At 68.0% G+C, this 14113-nt stretch carries 14 protein-coding genes, 1 tRNA gene, 1 pseudogene and 1 CRISPR repeat array; of the genes and pseudogenes, 9 read left to right on the plus strand and 7 right to left on the minus strand.

What is annotated here, in order from left to right; translation table 11 throughout:
• Positions 1–3: 3 nt before the first annotated feature.
• The 7 genes and pseudogenes from dtd (at position 4) to WKI94_RS03860 (ending at position 5888) form a co-directional block, all read left to right on the plus strand.
• Positions 4–462, plus strand: a complete 459-nt coding sequence (gene dtd / locus WKI94_RS03830) for a D-aminoacyl-tRNA deacylase (protein ID WP_337844455.1) — start codon at positions 4–6, stop codon at positions 460–462.
• A 62-nt stretch (positions 463–524) separates the two neighbouring features.
• Positions 525–1553, plus strand: coding sequence for a fatty acid desaturase (locus tag WKI94_RS03835; protein ID WP_337844456.1), 1029 nt, complete (start codon positions 525–527; stop codon positions 1551–1553).
• A 12-nt stretch (positions 1554–1565) separates the two neighbouring features.
• The gene (gene tpiA, locus WKI94_RS03840; protein WP_337844457.1) at positions 1566–2318 is read left to right on the plus strand and encodes a triose-phosphate isomerase; all 753 of its coding nucleotides are present in this window, start codon (positions 1566–1568) and stop codon (positions 2316–2318) included.
• Between the two features lie 138 nt (positions 2319–2456).
• Positions 2457–2646: pseudogene (locus tag WKI94_RS03845) on the plus strand (DUF433 domain-containing protein).
• Between the two features lie 94 nt (positions 2647–2740).
• Positions 2741–3862, plus strand: coding sequence for an aminotransferase class I/II-fold pyridoxal phosphate-dependent enzyme (locus WKI94_RS03850; protein ID WP_337844458.1), 1122 nt, complete (start codon positions 2741–2743; stop codon positions 3860–3862).
• Positions 3859–4899: a pyruvate dehydrogenase (acetyl-transferring) E1 component subunit alpha gene (gene pdhA, locus WKI94_RS03855; RefSeq protein ID WP_337844459.1), complete on the plus strand. Its 1041-nt coding sequence runs from the start codon at positions 3859–3861 to the stop codon at positions 4897–4899. The genes WKI94_RS03850 and pdhA overlap by 4 nt, the downstream gene beginning before the upstream one ends.
• Entirely contained in the window at positions 4893–5888 is a 996-nt protein-coding gene (locus WKI94_RS03860) for an alpha-ketoacid dehydrogenase subunit beta (RefSeq protein WP_337844460.1), read from the plus strand. Before pdhA ends, WKI94_RS03860 begins: the two co-directional genes overlap by 7 nt.
• Here WKI94_RS03860 and WKI94_RS03865 read toward each other — a convergent pair.
• Positions 5882–6304, minus strand: coding sequence for a type II toxin-antitoxin system VapC family toxin (locus WKI94_RS03865; protein ID WP_337844461.1), 423 nt, complete (start codon positions 6302–6304; stop codon positions 5882–5884). The two genes, WKI94_RS03860 and WKI94_RS03865, sit on opposite strands and share 7 nt — an antisense overlap.
• Complete coding sequence (locus WKI94_RS03870; RefSeq protein WP_337844462.1) at positions 6301–6561, minus strand: type II toxin-antitoxin system Phd/YefM family antitoxin; 261 nt, start codon at positions 6559–6561, stop codon at positions 6301–6303. The genes WKI94_RS03865 and WKI94_RS03870 overlap by 4 nt, the downstream gene beginning before the upstream one ends.
• An 85-nt stretch (positions 6562–6646) precedes the next feature.
• Between WKI94_RS03870 and hemL the strand changes: the two genes are divergently transcribed.
• Together hemL and mnmE are read left to right on the plus strand one after the other, a co-directional pair.
• Positions 6647–7921 (plus strand): glutamate-1-semialdehyde 2,1-aminomutase, encoded by a 1275-nt coding sequence (gene hemL / locus WKI94_RS03875; RefSeq protein WP_337844463.1) that lies wholly within the window; start codon positions 6647–6649, stop codon positions 7919–7921.
• Positions 7921–9219: a tRNA uridine-5-carboxymethylaminomethyl(34) synthesis GTPase MnmE gene (gene mnmE, locus WKI94_RS03880; protein ID WP_337844464.1), complete on the plus strand. Its 1299-nt coding sequence runs from the start codon at positions 7921–7923 to the stop codon at positions 9217–9219. The genes hemL and mnmE overlap by 1 nt, the downstream gene beginning before the upstream one ends.
• Positions 9220–9323: 104 nt before the next feature.
• Here mnmE and purH read toward each other — a convergent pair whose 3' ends face one another.
• The 5 genes from purH to WKI94_RS03905 all read right to left on the minus strand — a co-directional run bounded on the left by purH (position 9324) and on the right by WKI94_RS03905 (position 13431).
• Positions 9324–10814 carry a bifunctional phosphoribosylaminoimidazolecarboxamide formyltransferase/IMP cyclohydrolase gene (purH, locus tag WKI94_RS03885; RefSeq protein WP_337844465.1) on the minus strand — a complete coding sequence of 497 codons (1491 nt, stop codon included), beginning with the start codon at positions 10812–10814 and terminating at the stop codon, positions 9324–9326.
• A gap of 10 nt (positions 10815–10824) precedes the next feature.
• Positions 10825–11307 (minus strand): pantetheine-phosphate adenylyltransferase, encoded by a 483-nt coding sequence (gene coaD, locus WKI94_RS03890; protein WP_337844466.1) that lies wholly within the window; start codon positions 11305–11307, stop codon positions 10825–10827.
• Positions 11308–11823 (minus strand): RsmD family RNA methyltransferase, encoded by a 516-nt coding sequence (locus tag WKI94_RS03895; RefSeq protein ID WP_337844467.1) that lies wholly within the window; start codon positions 11821–11823, stop codon positions 11308–11310.
• 10 nt (positions 11824–11833) lie between these two features.
• Positions 11834–13312 (minus strand): Na/Pi cotransporter family protein, encoded by a 1479-nt coding sequence (locus tag WKI94_RS03900; protein ID WP_337844468.1) that lies wholly within the window; start codon positions 13310–13312, stop codon positions 11834–11836.
• Between the two features lie 42 nt (positions 13313–13354).
• A tRNA-Pro gene (locus tag WKI94_RS03905) sits at positions 13355–13431 on the minus strand.
• A 49-nt stretch (positions 13432–13480) separates the two neighbouring features.
• Positions 13481–14061: direct repeats of the CRISPR family, unit length 28 nt; unit sequence GGTCCATCCCCACGTGCGTGGGGACTAC.
• Positions 14062–14113: the final 52 nt, after the last annotated feature.

Below are 14113 nucleotides of genomic sequence, written 5' to 3' on the forward strand. Positions count from 1 at the left end.
AGGATGCGGGCGGTGGTGCAGCGGGTTGCCGAGGCCCGGGTGGAGGTGGAAGGGGAGGTGGTGGGGGCCATCGGGACGGGGTTTCTCGTCCTCCTTGGGGTGGCGCGGGAGGACACCAAGGAGGACGCCCTCTACCTGGCCCGCAAAATCGTGGCCCTGCGGGTCTTCCCCGACCTCGAGGGCAAGATGAACCTCTCCCTCAAGGACGTGGGGGGCGAGGTCCTCCTGGTGAGCCAGTTCACCCTCTACGCCGACACCCGCAAGGGGAACCGGCCCTCTTTCCTGGAGGCCGCGCCCCCCGAGGTGGGGCGGCGGCTTTTTGAGGCGGCCCTGGAAGCCTTCTTAGAGCAGGAGGTCCACGTGGAAACCGGGGTCTTCGGGGCCCACATGCGGGTCCACCTGGTAAACGACGGCCCCGTGACCCTCATCCTGGACTCCAAGGACCGGCTCAAGCCCCGGTAGGGCTTTCTCATCGCCCTCACAAAACAGGAGGTACACTGAAGGTACTCCCGAGAAGGAGTGCTATGGACAAGCTCAAACCCCAAGACTGGATCCCCCTCATCAAGCCCTACGCCAAGCCCAATACCCTAAGAAGCCTCCGCCAGGTGGCGGACACCCTCCTCCCCCTTCTCCTCCTCTTCTTCCTGGCCCACAAGGCCCTCTCCCTTTCCCTCCTCCTTACCCTGGCCCTGGACATGGTGGCTGCCCTTTTCCTGGTGCGGCTTTTCATCCTCCAGCACGACGCAGGCCACGGATCCTTCTTTCCCAAACGCTGGATGAACGACCTCCTGGGCTTCTTCACCGGCGTGCTCACCCTGGTGCCCTACCACCACTGGCAGCTCTCCCACGCCCGCCACCACGCCACCAGCGGCAACCTGGACAAGCGGGGCGTGGGGGACATCTACACCATGACCCTGGAGGAGTACCTGAAGGCCACCCCCTGGGAGCGGTTCAAGTACCGGGTTTACCGCAACCCCTTCATCATGTTCTTCATCGGGCCGATCTACGTCTTCATGCTCTCCTACCGCCTGCCCTTGGGCTACGGCTCGGAAAAGCCCTCCGTGCGGAACAGCGTGGCCCTCACCAACCTCTTCCTGGCCCTTCTCCTTGCGGGCATTGTCCTCCTTTTCGGCGTGAAGACCCTCCTTTGGGTCTACCTCCCCATCCAGTACCTGGCGGGCATGGTAGGCATCTTCCTTTTCTACGTCCAGCACCAGTTTGAGGACGCCTACTGGGAGCACGACCCCCGCTGGGAACACCTCAAGGCGGCCATGGAGGGGAGCACCTACCTGAAACTCCCCAAGGTCCTCCAGTGGCTTACGGGGAACATCGGCTTCCACCACATCCACCACCTGGCCCCCAAGATCCCCAACTACCACCTGCCCAAGGTCCAGGAGGAGGTGGACCTGGTGAAGGTGGCCCCCACGGTGACCCTAAAGGACGCCTTCCAAATCGCCTTCGCCGACCTCCACCTCCACGACGAAGCAACCCGCAAGCTGGTGGGCTTTAGGGAAGCCCACCGACGCCTAAGGCAAAAAGCCGCCAGAGCCTGATAATATGGCCCCATGCGCCGGGTGTTGGTGGCAGGCAACTGGAAAATGCACAAAGTTCCCTCGGAGGCCCGGGTCTGGTTCGCGGAGCTGAAAAGGCTCCTTCCCCCCTTGGAGTCCGAGGCGGCGGTCCTCCCCGCCTTCCCCATCCTCCCCGTGGCTAGGGAGGTCCTGGGGGGGAGCCAGGTGGCCTACGGGGCCCAGGACGTCTCCGCCCACCGGGAAGGAGCCTACACCGGGGAGGTCTCGGCGAGGATGCTCAAGGACCTGGGTTGCCGCTACGCCATCGTGGGCCACTCGGAACGGCGCCGTTACCACGGGGAAACCGATGCCCTGGTGGCGGAGAAGGCGAAAAGGCTTCTGGAAGAAGGGATCACCCCCATCCTCTGCGTGGGGGAGCCCCTGGAGGTGCGGGAACGGGGGGAGGCGGTGCCCTACACCCTGCAGCAGCTCCTGGGGAGCCTCGAGGGCGTCGAACCCCCTTCCCCCGAGGCCCTAGTGGTGGCCTACGAGCCCGTCTGGGCCATCGGAACCGGGAAAAACGCCACCCCTTCCGACGCCGAGGCCATGCACCAGGCCCTCCGCCAAGCCCTCTCGGAGCGGTACGGGGCAGGCTTTGGGGCAAGGGTGCGCATCCTCTATGGGGGCAGCGTGAACCCTACGAACTTCGCCGACCTCCTCTCCCAGCCCAACGTGGACGGGGGGCTGGTGGGGGGTGCCAGCCTGGAGCTGGAAAGCTTCCTGGCCCTTCTCCGCATCGCGGGCTAAGGGGTCCAAAGCCGGTAGGCCCACACCCAAGGGCGGCGCAAGCTTAGGGCCATGCGCCCCCACCCCCGGAATCAAGCCGCCAAAGAGGGCATCCTCCCCAAGACGGGCGCCCGAAATGAAGGGTATGGGCTGGGAACCATGGACCCTGGGGTCATGGGCGGCAAACCTTACCTCCGGGGGATGCGCACCACCGTGGGCACCCTTTTGACCCTCCTCAGGCACCAAACCAGAGGAGACCCTCCGGGACTACCCGTACGTGGAGCCTGAAAGCATAGACGCCGCCCTAGCCTACGCCGCCCACCTTGCAGACGAGGAGGTAAGGGCCTGAAGGTCCTGGTGGACGTCGACCCCACCCCTAGAAGAGCCCAACCCTCTCCCCCAAAGCCTCCCCAAGGGCACGGCTTGGGGCTAGACTAGAGACCATGCGCCTCCACTCCCGGACCCAGGCCGCCAAGGAGAGCATCTTCCCCAAGATGAGCGCCCTGGCCTTAAGGCTCCAAGCGGTGAACCTGGGCCAGGGCTTCCCCTCCACCCCCCCGCCCGCCTTCCTCCTCGAGGCGGTGGGGCGGGCCCTGGGCCGCTACGACCAGTACGCGCCCCCTGCAGGCCTTCCCATCCTCCGGGAGGCCCTGGCCGAGGAGTTCGGGGTGGAGCCCGAAAGCGTGGTGGTCACCTCGGGGGCCACGGAGGCCATTTACGTCCTCCTCCAAAGCCTCCTGGGCCCTGGGGACGAGGTGGTGGTCCTGGAGCCCTTCTTTGACGTGTACCTGCCCGATGCCTTCCTGGCGGGGGCCGAGGCCCGGCTGGTGCGGCTTGCGCTAGGAGAGGAGGGCTTCTGGCTGGACCTTAAGGCCCTGGAAGGGGCGGTGACGGAAAGGACCCGGGCCCTCCTCCTCAACACCCCCATGAACCCCACGGGCCTGGTCTTTGGGGAGGAGGAGCTTAGGGCCATCGCCGAGCTGGCCCGGCGGCACGACCTTTTCCTCATCTCCGACGAGGTCTACGACGAGCTCTACTACACCCCCTCTCCCCCACCGCGCCTAAAGGACTTCGCCCCAGAGCGGACCTTCACCGTGGGAAGTGCAGGGAAGCGCCTCGAGGCCACCGGCTACCGGGTGGGCTGGATCGTGGGACCCAAGGAGTACATGGGAACCCTGGCGGGCATGCGCCAGTGGACCAGCTTCTCCGCCCCAAGCCCCCTGCAGGCGGGGGTGGCGGAGGCCTTGAGGGTGGCCCGGCAAGAAGGCTTTTACGAGGCCCTAAGGGCGAGCTACCGCAAGAGGCGGGACCTCCTCTACCAAGGCCTAAGGACCCTGGGCCTCAAGGCCTTCCTCCCCCAGGGCACCTACTTCCTCATGGCCGAGCTCCCTGGGTGGGAGGCCTTTTCCCTTCTGGAAAGGGCCCGGGTGGCCCTCATCCCCGGGGAGGCCTTCTACCGGGAAGACCCGCCTAAAGGGCTTTTCCGCTTCGCCTTCTGCAAGAAGGAGGAGGAGCTTGTGCTTGCCCTAGAGCGCCTGGGGGCTGTGGTAAACTCCCAGGCGTGAAGCTAAAACCGGTGGGGTATTTGGAAAAAGGCGAGCTTCCCCTAGAGAAGGAGGAAGCCCTCAGGCTCTACCGGGCCATGCGGCGGGCCCGGTTTTTTGATGAGAAGGCCCTGACCCTCCAGCGCCAGGGGCGGCTTGGGGTCTACGCCCCCTTCATGGGGCAGGAGGCGGCCCAGGTGGGGGTGGGCCTGGCCCTGGGGGCGGGGGACTGGGTGGTGCCCTCCTACCGGGAGACCGCCCTCCTCCTCACCCGGGGGATGCCCATCCACGTCCTCCTCCTCTACTGGCGGGCCCACCCCGCGGGCTGGGGCTTCCCCGAGGGGGTGCGGGCGGTGAACCCCTACATCCCCATCGCCACCCAGATCCCCCAGGCGGTGGGCCTGGCCCTGGCCGGGCGCCTCCGGGGGGAGGACTGGGTGGTGGCCACCAGCATCGGGGATGGGGGGACCAGCGAGGGGGACTTCCACGAGGGGCTTAACTTTGCCGCGGTCTTCCAGGCCCCGGTGCTCTTCCTGGTGCAGAACAACGGCTACGCCATCAGCGTGCCCCGGAACAGGCAGATGCGGGTGGACTACATCGCCCGCCGAGCGGAGGGGTACGGGATGCCGGGGGTGGTGGTGGACGGGAACGACGTCGTGGCCGTCTACCTCGAGGCCAAGAAGGCGGTGGAGAGGGCCCGCAAGGGGGAAGGCCCCACCCTCCTGGAGGCCCTCACCTACCGCCTGGCCCCCCACACCACCTCCGACGACCCCTCCCGCTACCGCACCCGGGAGGAGGAAGAGGCCTGGCGGGCCAAAGACCCCCTCCTCCGCTTCCGCAAGGCGCTAGAGGAAAAGGGCCTTTGGGGAGAGGAGGCGGAAAAGGCTCTCCTCAACGAGCTGGAAGAGGAGTTCGCCCGGGAACTGGCCCTGGCGGACAGCGCCCCCGAGCCCCGACCCGAGGAGATCGTGGAGCACGTCTACAAGGAAATGGGCCCCGACCAGAAGCGGGCCCACGAGGCTCTGAGGCGGGGCCTTCACCTGGAGGAGGCATGGTGAGGGAGAAGACGCGCGTCCTGAACATGGTCCAGGCCATCAACGAGGCCCTGGACCTGGCCCTAACCGGGGACCCGAGGGTCCTGGTCTTTGGGGAGGACGTGGGGCGGCTTGGGGGGGTCTTCCGGGTCACGGAGGGCCTCCAGGCCAAGCACGGGGAGGGGAGGGTCTTTGACACCCCTCTGGCGGAAAGCGGCATCCTGGGCCTGGCCATCGGCCTGGCCATGGGGGGGATGCGGCCCGTGGCCGAGATCCAGTTCGCGGGCTTCCTCTACCCCGCCCTGGACCAGATCCTCTCCCACTTGGGCCGCTGGCGGCACCGCTCCCGGGGGCGGGTGGGGCTTCCCGTGGTGGTGCGGGCGCCCTATGGGGGCGGGGTCCACACCCCGGAGCAGCACGCGGACTCCCCCGAGGCCATCCTCTGCCACACCCCGGGGGTCAAGGTGGTCATCCCCTCGAGCCCGGAAAGGGCCAAGGGCCTTCTCCTTGCGGCCATAGAGGACGAGGACCCGGTCTTCTTCCTGGAGGCCATCAAGCTCTACCGGGGGGCGCGGGCCGAGGTCCCGGAGGGCTACTACACCCTCCCCCTGGGCAAGGCCAGGGTCCTGAGGGAGGGGAAGGCAGCCACCCTCATCGGCTACGGGGGAATGGTGGAGGTGATGCTGGAGGCGGCGGAGGTGGCGAGGCGGGAGGGGGTGGAGGTCACGGTGGTGGACCTGGAAACCCTGGTCCCCCTGGACGAGGAGACCCTTTTGGAGGCGGTGCGGGCCACGGGGCGGGCCATCGTGGTCTACGAGGCCATGCGCACCGGGGGGTTCGGGGCCGAGGTGGCCGCCAGGATCGCGGAAGGGGCCCTGGACTACCTCCAGGCCCCCGTCCTCCGGGTGGCAGGGTACGACGCCCCCTACCCCCCCTTCAGCGCCATTGAGCACCTCTACCGCCCGAACGCCCGTAGGGTCCTCGCCGCCCTGAGGAAGGCCTTGAGCTACTGAGCCTCCCGCCAAGGGTTTAGCACCCTCACCGGAAGCCCCTGAAAGGGGGCGGCGTTCCGGGTTACCAGGACCAGGCCGTGCCTCAGGGCGGTGGCGGCCAGCATGGCGTCCAGGGGGGAAAGGGGGCGGCCTTGGAGGAAAGCGGTGCCGGTGAGGAGGCCCCAGGTTTCCATAACCCCTTCGTCCAAGGGGAGGATCCGCTCCCGAAACCGGGTCTTGATCCCCTCCAGCCAGGCCTCGAGGAGGGGCCGCTTCCCCTCAGGAGCACGGGCCAGACCCTGGACCAGCTCCCCTAGGGTGAGGGCCGAGAGGTAGGCCTCCTCCACCCAGTGGTGGGCCAGCCAGGCCAGCACCCCGGGATCCGGCCGGGGTTTGGCCGTTTCCGAAACCACGTTGGTGTCCAGAAGGTAGCTCAAAGCCCGGCCTCCCGGTAAGGAGTCTCCTCCCGCCGGAAGAGGGCCTCCACCAGCTCCTCTTCCAGGGGCTCGGGCGGACGGAGGGCCGTAAGAAGGGACTGGGTCTCGCCCTTCAGGGCTAGGTAGTCCTCGTAGCGGAGGAGGACCACCCTCTCCTTTCCCCGGCGGCTCACCACCTGGGGCGTTCCCCGAAGGGCCCGCTCCACCACCTCGGAAAAGCGGGCCTTGGCTTCCTGCAAAGGCCAGGCACGGTCCATAGGTTCAGACTAGTCTGACCGGTCTTTACCGTCAAGGTGGCGGGGGCCCCACGCCCCCAGGGCCGGGAACGGTAAAGTAGGGGGTATGGACCGCGCGCGTTCCGAAGCGCTTTTCCAAGAGGCCCAAAGGCACATCCCGGGCGGGGTATCCAGCCCCGTGCGCGCCTTCCGCGCCGTAGGGGGCACCCCCCCTTACCTGGTGCGGGGGGAAGGGGCCTACGTTTACGATCTGGACGGGAACCGCTACCTGGACTACGTCCTGAGCTGGGGCCCCCTCATCCTGGGCCACGCCCACCCCGAGGTCCTAAGGCGGGTGCAGGAAACCATGGAAGGGGGCCTCACCTTCGGGGCCCCGCACCCTTTGGAGGTGGAGCTCGCCAAGAAGGTGAAGCGGGCCTACCCTGGGGTGGACCTGGTGCGCTTCGTGAGCTCCGGGACAGAGGCCACCATGAGCGCCCTCAGGCTTGCCCGGGGGTACACGGGGCGCGATCTCATCGTGAAGTTCCGGGGCAACTACCACGGCCACGCGGACGGGCTTCTGGTGGAGGCGGGAAGCGGGGCCCTCACCTTCGGGGTGCCCAATAGCGCCGGGGTCCCCGAGGCCTACGCCCGGCTCACCCTGGTCCTGGAGTACAACGACCCGGAGGGCCTGCGGGAGGTCTTGAGGGCACGGGGGGAGGAGATCGCGGCCATCATCTTTGAGCCCGTGGTGGGGAACGCCGGGGTCCTCATCCCCACAGGGGAGTTCCTGAAAACCCTTCACCAGGCCAAAGAATACGGGGCCCTCCTCATCGCCGACGAGGTCATGACTGGCTTCCGCCTGGCCTTCGGCGGGGCCACGGAACGTTTTGGCCTGAAGCCGGACCTGGTTACCCTGGGAAAGGTCCTGGGCGGGGGGCTTCCCGCCGCGGCCTACGCGGGAAGGCGGGAGATCATGGAGAAGGTGGCCCCCTTAGGCCCTGTCTACCAGGCAGGAACCCTCTCGGGGAACCCCTTGGCCATGGCCGCGGGGCTTGCCACCCTGGAGATTTTGGAGGAAAACCCGGGGTACTACGCCCACCTGGAAGCCCTGGGGGAGCAGCTGGAAGAGGGTTTAAGAGCGGTCCTTACGGAAAAGGGCCTCCCCCACACCGTGAACCGGGTGGGGTCCATGCTCACCGTCTTCTTCACCGAGGGGCCGGTGCACACCTTTGCCGAGGCCAAAAGGACGGACACCGAGCTCTTTAAGCGCTTCTTCCACGGGCTTCTGGAGCGGGGCGTCTACTGGCCCCCCTCCAACTTTGAGGCGGCCTTCCTCTCCGTGGCCCATGGGGAAGAGGATCTGGACAAGACCCTCGAGGCCCTCCGGCAAGCCCTCTGATGCGCCTCAAAGACCCCATCTGCGCCATCGCCACCCCCCTGGGGAAGGGGGCCATTGGGGTGGTGCGCCTCTCCGGGGAGGGCGCCTTGGAGATCGGGGCCCGGGTCTTCCGGGGGAAAGACCCTAGGGGGATGAAGGGGGGGCGCTTTACCCTGGGCCACCTGGTGGACCCAACGACGGGGGAGGCCATAGACCAGGCCCTTCTCCTGGTCTTCCGCGCCCCCCGGTCCTACACCGGGGAGGACCTCCTGGAGTTCCACCTCCACGGTTCCCCGGCAGTCCTAAGGCGGGCGGTGGAGGCCCTCCTGGCCGCGGGGGCCCGGATGGCGGGGCCGGGAGAGTTCACCCTTAGGGCCTACCTCCACGGGAAGATGGACCTGGCCCAGGCGGAGGCCGTCTTGGCCCTGGTGGAGGCAGAAGGGGATCTCGCCCGGCGGCAGGCCCTGCGGGGCCTCGAGGGGGCCCTTTCCCGCCGGATTGAGGCCCTCCAAGGGAAGCTTTTGGACCTCCTGGCCCACGTCCAGGCCCTCCTGGACTACCCCGAGGAGGGGGTGGAGCCCCATGAGGCGGAAAGGGTCATCCGGGAGGCCCTAAGGGAGGTGGAAGGCCTCCTGGCCCAGGCCCGGGCCTCGGCTTTGGCCCAGCGGGGGGCCCGCCTGGCCCTCATCGGGGCCCCGAACGCGGGGAAAAGCAGCCTCCTGAACGCCCTTTTGGGCTACGATCGGGCTTTGGTCTCCCCCATCCCCGGCACCACCCGGGACTACCTCGAGGCCCCCCTGGAGCTCTTCGGCATCCCCCTCGTGGCCGTGGACACCGCCGGGGTGCGGGAGACGGAAGACCCCATTGAGCGGGCCGGGGTGGAGCGGGCCCTCAGGATCGCGGAGGAGGCGGACCTCGTGCTCTACCTGGCGGACAGCAGCGCCCCCAGGCCCACCCCGCCCCCCCTGCCCCCAAGGACCATCCGCGTGGCCACCAAGGCCGACCTCCCGCCCCTTTGGGAGGACCCCCAGTACCTCCGGGTTTCCAGCGTGACGGGGGAAGGGCTCGAGACCCTAAAAGCGCGCATCCGCGAGGCCCTCCTGGGGGAGGGGGGCGAAGGGGGGGTTTTCCTGAGCGACCGGCAAAAGGAGGCCCTCCTCCAGGCCAAGGAGCGCCTGGAAGAGGCCCTCGCCCTCCCCGAGGACCTCATGGGCCTGGCCCTAGAGGAGGCGGTAGGGGCCCTAAACGCCCTCCTCGGGCGGGACGTGACGGAGGAGGTGGTGGACCGGGTCTTCCGCAACTTCTGCGTGGGGAAGTAAGCCTAAGTGCCCGGGCATTGAAAAATCCTCATGGGGCTCGGAGGAAGGGCATGCTGGACCCTCTTTCTGGGGTCCCCACCGAAGCTTTCGCTTCGGTGGGGCACTTAGTGCTTGAAGTGCCGCACCCCGGTGAAGACCATGGCCAAGTCCAGCTCGTCCGCGGCCCGGATGGAGTCCTGGTCCCGCACGCTCCCCCCGGGCTGGATGAGGGCGGAAACCCCGTACTGGCCCGCAAGGCGCACCACGTCGTCAAAGGGGAAGAAGGCATCGGAGGCGAGCACCGCGCCCCTCGCCCCTTCCCCGGCGGCCTCGAGGGCGTGCCGGGCCGCCTGCAGGCGGTTGGTCTGCCCCACCCCGATGCCCAGGGTCACCCCCCCCTTGGCCACCACGATGGCGTTGGAGCGCACGTGCTTCACCACCTTCCAGGCGAAGAGGAGGTCGGCCCGCTCGGCCTGGGAAGGGGCCTTGGCCGTGACCACCTTGGGGGCCATGGGGTCTTCCGTGTCCGCGTCCTGGAGGAGCACCCCACCCCGAATGCGGCGGAGGTCCAGGTAAGGCCCCTGGGCGGGGGAAGGAACCTTGAGGAGGCGGAGGTTCTTCCGCTTGGCAAAAACCTCCAAGGCCTCCTCCGAAAAGCCCGGGGCGAGGACCACCTCCAGGAAGACCTCCCCCATGGCCCTGGCCGTGGCCCCGTCCACCTCCCGGTTGAAGGCCACGATGCCCCCGAAGATGGACACGGGGTCCGCGGCGTAGGCCTTCCGGTAGGCCTCGAGGGGGCCCTCCCCTAAGGCCACCCCGCAGGGGTTCTGGTGCTTGATGGCCGCGCAGGCCGGGGCCTCAAACTCCGAGACCAGGTTCCAGGCGGCCTCGGCGTCCAGGTAGTTGTTGAAGCTCATGGCCTTCCCCTGAAGAACCTGCGCCCCAAGGAGAGGCCCTTCCTCCCCCACCACCCGGTAAAGGGCCGCCTCCTGGTGGGGGTTTTCCCCGTAGCGCAGGGGAAAGACCCGCTTCAAGACCAAGAACTTCTCCTCGGGAAACTTCTCCCCGGATAGCCACTCCGCAATGGCCGCGTCGTAGGCCGCGGTGTGGGCGAAGGCCTTGCGGGCAAGCGCGCGGCGGAACTCCGGGGTGAGGCCCTCCTTGAGGGCCTTTAGCACCGCGGGGTAGTCCTCGGGGTCACAGACGGGAAGGACCGCCTGGTGGTTCTTGGCCGCGGCCCGGAGCATGGCCGGGCCCCCGATGTCGATCTGCTCCAGGGCCTCCTCAAAGGAAGCCCCCCGGGCCACGGTCTCCCGGAAGGGGTAGAGGTTCACCGCAAGGAGGGCGATGCGCTCAAAGCCGAGGGCCCTAAGCTCCTCCTCCTGGTCGGGCCGGGCAAGAAGCCCCGCGTGCACCTTGGGGTGGAGGGTCTTGACCCGGCCCTCCAAGACCTCGGGGAAGCCGGTGAACTGGGAGATGTAGGTGACGGGAAGGCCGGCCTCCTTAAGGGCCCGGTAGGTCCCCCCCGTGGCGAGAAGGCCGAAGCCGAGCTCCAAAAGCCCCCGGGCAAAGTCCAAAAGGCCCCGCTTGTCGGAAACGGAAAGGAGCGCCTTCATAAGGGGGATTTTACCGGCCGAACTTGGCCTTTAGGGCCCTCAGGGTGGCCGGGGGGACCAGCTTGGACACGTCCCCCCCGTACCGGGCGATCTCCTTCACCATGGTGCTGGACACGAAGGAGTAGCGGGTGGCGGAGAGGATGAAAAGGGTTTCCAGGCCCGGCAAAAGCTGCCGGTTCAGGTGGGCCATTTGGAGCTCGTACTCGTAGTCGGAAACCGCCCTAAGGCCCTTCACGATGGCCTGGGCCCCCACCCGCTTCACGAAGTCCACGAGCAGGCCGCTAAAGGTGTGGGCCTCCACGTTGGGGAGGTGCTGGGTGGCCTCCCGGACGATGGCCAGGCGCTCCTCCGCGGTGAAGAGGTACTGGCCCCGCTTGTTGGGGTTTTCCAGGATGGCCACCGTGACCTTTTGGAAAAGGCGGCTTGCCCGCTGGATCACGTCCAGGTGGCCGTTGGTGAGGGGGTCAAAGCTTCCCGGATAGACCACGTGCATCTAGACCTCCACCAGGGTGAGGGCGTTCTCCCCATAGACCCGGCGCTCCCCCAAGGGGAGGTGGAGCTCTTTGGGGTGTTGGAGGATGTAAAGCCCCCCGGGCTCCACCAGGCCGCTTTCCAAAAGGAGGGCGAAGGTCTGGGCTAGGTCCAAGGCGTAGGGCGGGGCCATGAAGGCGATGGTGTACCGCTCCCCCCGGGCCCGGGCCTCCGGGAGGAAGACCTCCACGGGCAGGGGGACGAGGCGCACGGGAAGCCCGGTGCGGCGGATGTTTTCCTTTAGGAGGCGGATGGCCTCGGGGTCCTTCTCCACCAGGGTGGCCCGGAAGCCCTCGCTGGCCGCCTCGAGGCCCACCGCCCCGCTCCCCGCGTAGAGGTCCAGGAAGGCCCCGCGCCTAGGGTAGCGGAGGCGCAGGTAGTCAAAAAGGGCCTTCCTAAGCCGCACCGGCGAGGGCCGGGCCGAGGGGGGGACGAGGAGGGAGACGCCCTTGGCTTTCCCGCCCAGGATCCGTACCACGCCCCCTAGCTTATCCCGAAAGGAGCAGATCACAAAGCCGCACCACCCCCCCATCCAGCTCGTCCAGGGTGATGAGGAGGTCCAGGTGGGCCAAGGTGGAGGCCCGGGTCTCGGGGCGGGCCCCCTCCAGCCTTTGCAGGTGGGCCCGGCGCAGGCGGTCCAGGAAGGCCGCCATGGCCTCCCGCTCCCGCACCACCTCCTCCGCCAGGGCCTTTTCCCCTGTGGCCAGGGCCGTGGCCATGCGCTCAAGCCGCCCAAGAACCCGGGTTGCCGCTTCCAAGAGCTCCTCCTTGCCCTCGAGGCTGAAGGTAAGGCCCTGGGCCCAGAGCTTCTCCACCTGCCGCACCACCCGGCGCACCAGGTCCCCCAGGTGCTCCAGCTCGCTGGCCATGACTAAGAGGCGCACCGCCCGCTCCTCCCCGGTACGGGCGGAAAGCTCCGCGGTGTAGAGGACCACCTCCCGGGTGAGGCGGTCCACCTTGGCCTCCAGGTCTTCCAGGCTCCCTTCCCCCCCTTCCTCTTGGGCCAGGATGCGCACCGCCCGAAGCATCATCCCCCGCACCGCGTCGGCGATGCGGGCCACCTCCCGCTGGGCCAGGGCGTAGGCCAGGGTGGGGGTCTCCAGCGCCTCCCGGGAGAGGTACTTGGGGGCCACCTGGGGCCTGGGAAAAAGCCTTTCTGCCAGGGCCTCGTACCTTGGGGCCAGGGGCAGGAAGGCCAGGGCATAGAGGAGGTGGGCAAGCCCGTGGTAGGCCACCACCCCGTAAGGCCAGAAGGGGAGGAGGGGGAAAAGGAGGAGGGAAAGGGCCAAGCGGTGGACGAGGAGGACCAAGCCCAGGCGGTAGGCCTCCCTCCGGCCCTCCAGGCCGGCCAGGAAAAGGGCCCCCGTGGCCCCCACCCCGCCCCCCAGGACCAGGGCCAGGGCCCCCGCCTTTGGGAGGGCCCCGCCCAAGGCCAGGGCCAAGGCGGCCACCGCGTTGGCGGAGCCGAAAAGGAAGGCCAGGAGAAAGCCCCCAAGGTAGTATCCCCAAAGGGGCAAGGGGAAGGCCTCGAGGACCCCTCCCACCCCCTCCACCGCCCCTTGCATGGCAGAAAAGCCCAGGAAAAGGAGCCCAAGCCCCAGGAAGAAGAAGCCAAGCCGCCTAAGGGGGGGCAGGAGGAAGGGCAAGAGCCCCAGGGCGAGGAAGACCCCTCCAAGCCCCCCCGGGAGGAGGAGGAGCCCCACCCAAAGGACAGCCCCCGCGGTGGCCCCTAGGGCCAAAAGCGCAGCCCCCCTAAGGCCCACTACCCCCCCTTCCAGAAGCCCCAGGGCCAGGAGGCTTACCCCGGTGCCGCTTCCCGAAAGGGCCCCCAGGAGAAGCCCCGCCCCTAGGGCCCGCCCCCCGAGGGCCTGGGCCAAGAAGTGCCGGCGCCCCTTAAGCCCGGCAAGCCCCTCCCCGAGGAGGTGGAAGCCCAAAAGGAGCAAGGCCAGCCCTGGAAGGAAGCCCATGGGAAGGAGTATAAGAGCGAAAACCGGCCCGAAGGCCGGCCTTGGTCGGGGAGACTGGATTTGAACCAGCGACCCCCTCGTCCCGAACGAGGTGCGCTACCGGGCTGCGCTACTCCCCGTAGCGTCCACCAGTATAGGGAGAAGGGGCGGGTTTGTCTACGGGGGCAAGGTCCATCCCCACGTGCGTGGGGACTACGTATAGCCCGCCTCGAGGCCCGCCTGGATAGCAGGTCCATCCCCACGTGCGTGGGGACTACGGTGGGGCACTGGACGGTTACCCAGTGGCGCTAGGTCCATCCCCACGTGCGTGGGGACTACTGCTGGCCTGAATGGGGTGATCTATACCTATGAGGTCCATCCCCACGTGCGTGGGGACTACTCATCATCGATCCCCCATGCTCTACGCTCGGCCGGTCCATCCCCACGTGCGTGGGGACTACGGATATGCTCCCATCATCCGTGACCTCACAGAACAGAGGTCCATCCCCACGTGCGTGGGGACTACAAAACCAGAGTCCGACACCATCGGTAGAGCGCAGGTCCATCCCCACGTGCGTGGGGACTACGTGAGCGTGAGCGTGGGGGTGCTAGGGGCCTACGGTCCATCCCCACGTGCGTGGGGACTACAAGCTCGGGGAACATGTCCGCCAGGGCCTGGACGGTCCATCCCCACGTGCGTGGGGACTACCGCCTCCCCATTAGCCGCCCGCTCCCTGGCTCTGGTCCATCCCCACGTGCGTGGGGACTACGGAAGGGTGCTGGTCCTGAGGTTCCGCAAGCCCGGTCCAGGTCGTGTCAAGA

The organism is Thermus sp., assembly GCF_037444525.1.
Classification (GTDB): domain Bacteria; phylum Deinococcota; class Deinococci; order Deinococcales; family Thermaceae; genus Thermus.

Excerpts from the sequence above, each read along its gene's own strand:
- dtd (WP_337844455.1), top strand. The coding sequence starts at position 4 with ATGCGGGCGGTGGTGCAGCGGGTTGCCGAGGCCCGGGTGGAGGTGGAA.
- WKI94_RS03835 (WP_337844456.1), top strand. The coding sequence starts at position 525 with ATGGACAAGCTCAAACCCCAAGACTGGATCCCCCTCATCAAGCCCTAC.
- tpiA (WP_337844457.1), top strand. The coding sequence starts at position 1,566 with ATGCGCCGGGTGTTGGTGGCAGGCAACTGGAAAATGCACAAAGTTCCC.
- WKI94_RS03850 (WP_337844458.1), top strand. The coding sequence starts at position 2,741 with ATGCGCCTCCACTCCCGGACCCAGGCCGCCAAGGAGAGCATCTTCCCC.
- WKI94_RS03860 (WP_337844460.1), top strand. The coding sequence starts at position 4,893 with ATGGTGAGGGAGAAGACGCGCGTCCTGAACATGGTCCAGGCCATCAAC.
- WKI94_RS03870 (WP_337844462.1), bottom strand. The coding sequence starts at position 6,561 with ATGGACCGTGCCTGGCCTTTGCAGGAAGCCAAGGCCCGCTTTTCCGAG.
- hemL (WP_337844463.1), top strand. The coding sequence starts at position 6,647 with ATGGACCGCGCGCGTTCCGAAGCGCTTTTCCAAGAGGCCCAAAGGCAC.
- mnmE (WP_337844464.1), top strand. The coding sequence starts at position 7,921 with ATGCGCCTCAAAGACCCCATCTGCGCCATCGCCACCCCCCTGGGGAAG.
- purH (WP_337844465.1), bottom strand. The coding sequence starts at position 10,814 with ATGAAGGCGCTCCTTTCCGTTTCCGACAAGCGGGGCCTTTTGGACTTT.
- coaD (WP_337844466.1), bottom strand. The coding sequence starts at position 11,307 with ATGCACGTGGTCTATCCGGGAAGCTTTGACCCCCTCACCAACGGCCAC.
- WKI94_RS03900 (WP_337844468.1), bottom strand. The coding sequence starts at position 13,312 with ATGGGCTTCCTTCCAGGGCTGGCCTTGCTCCTTTTGGGCTTCCACCTC.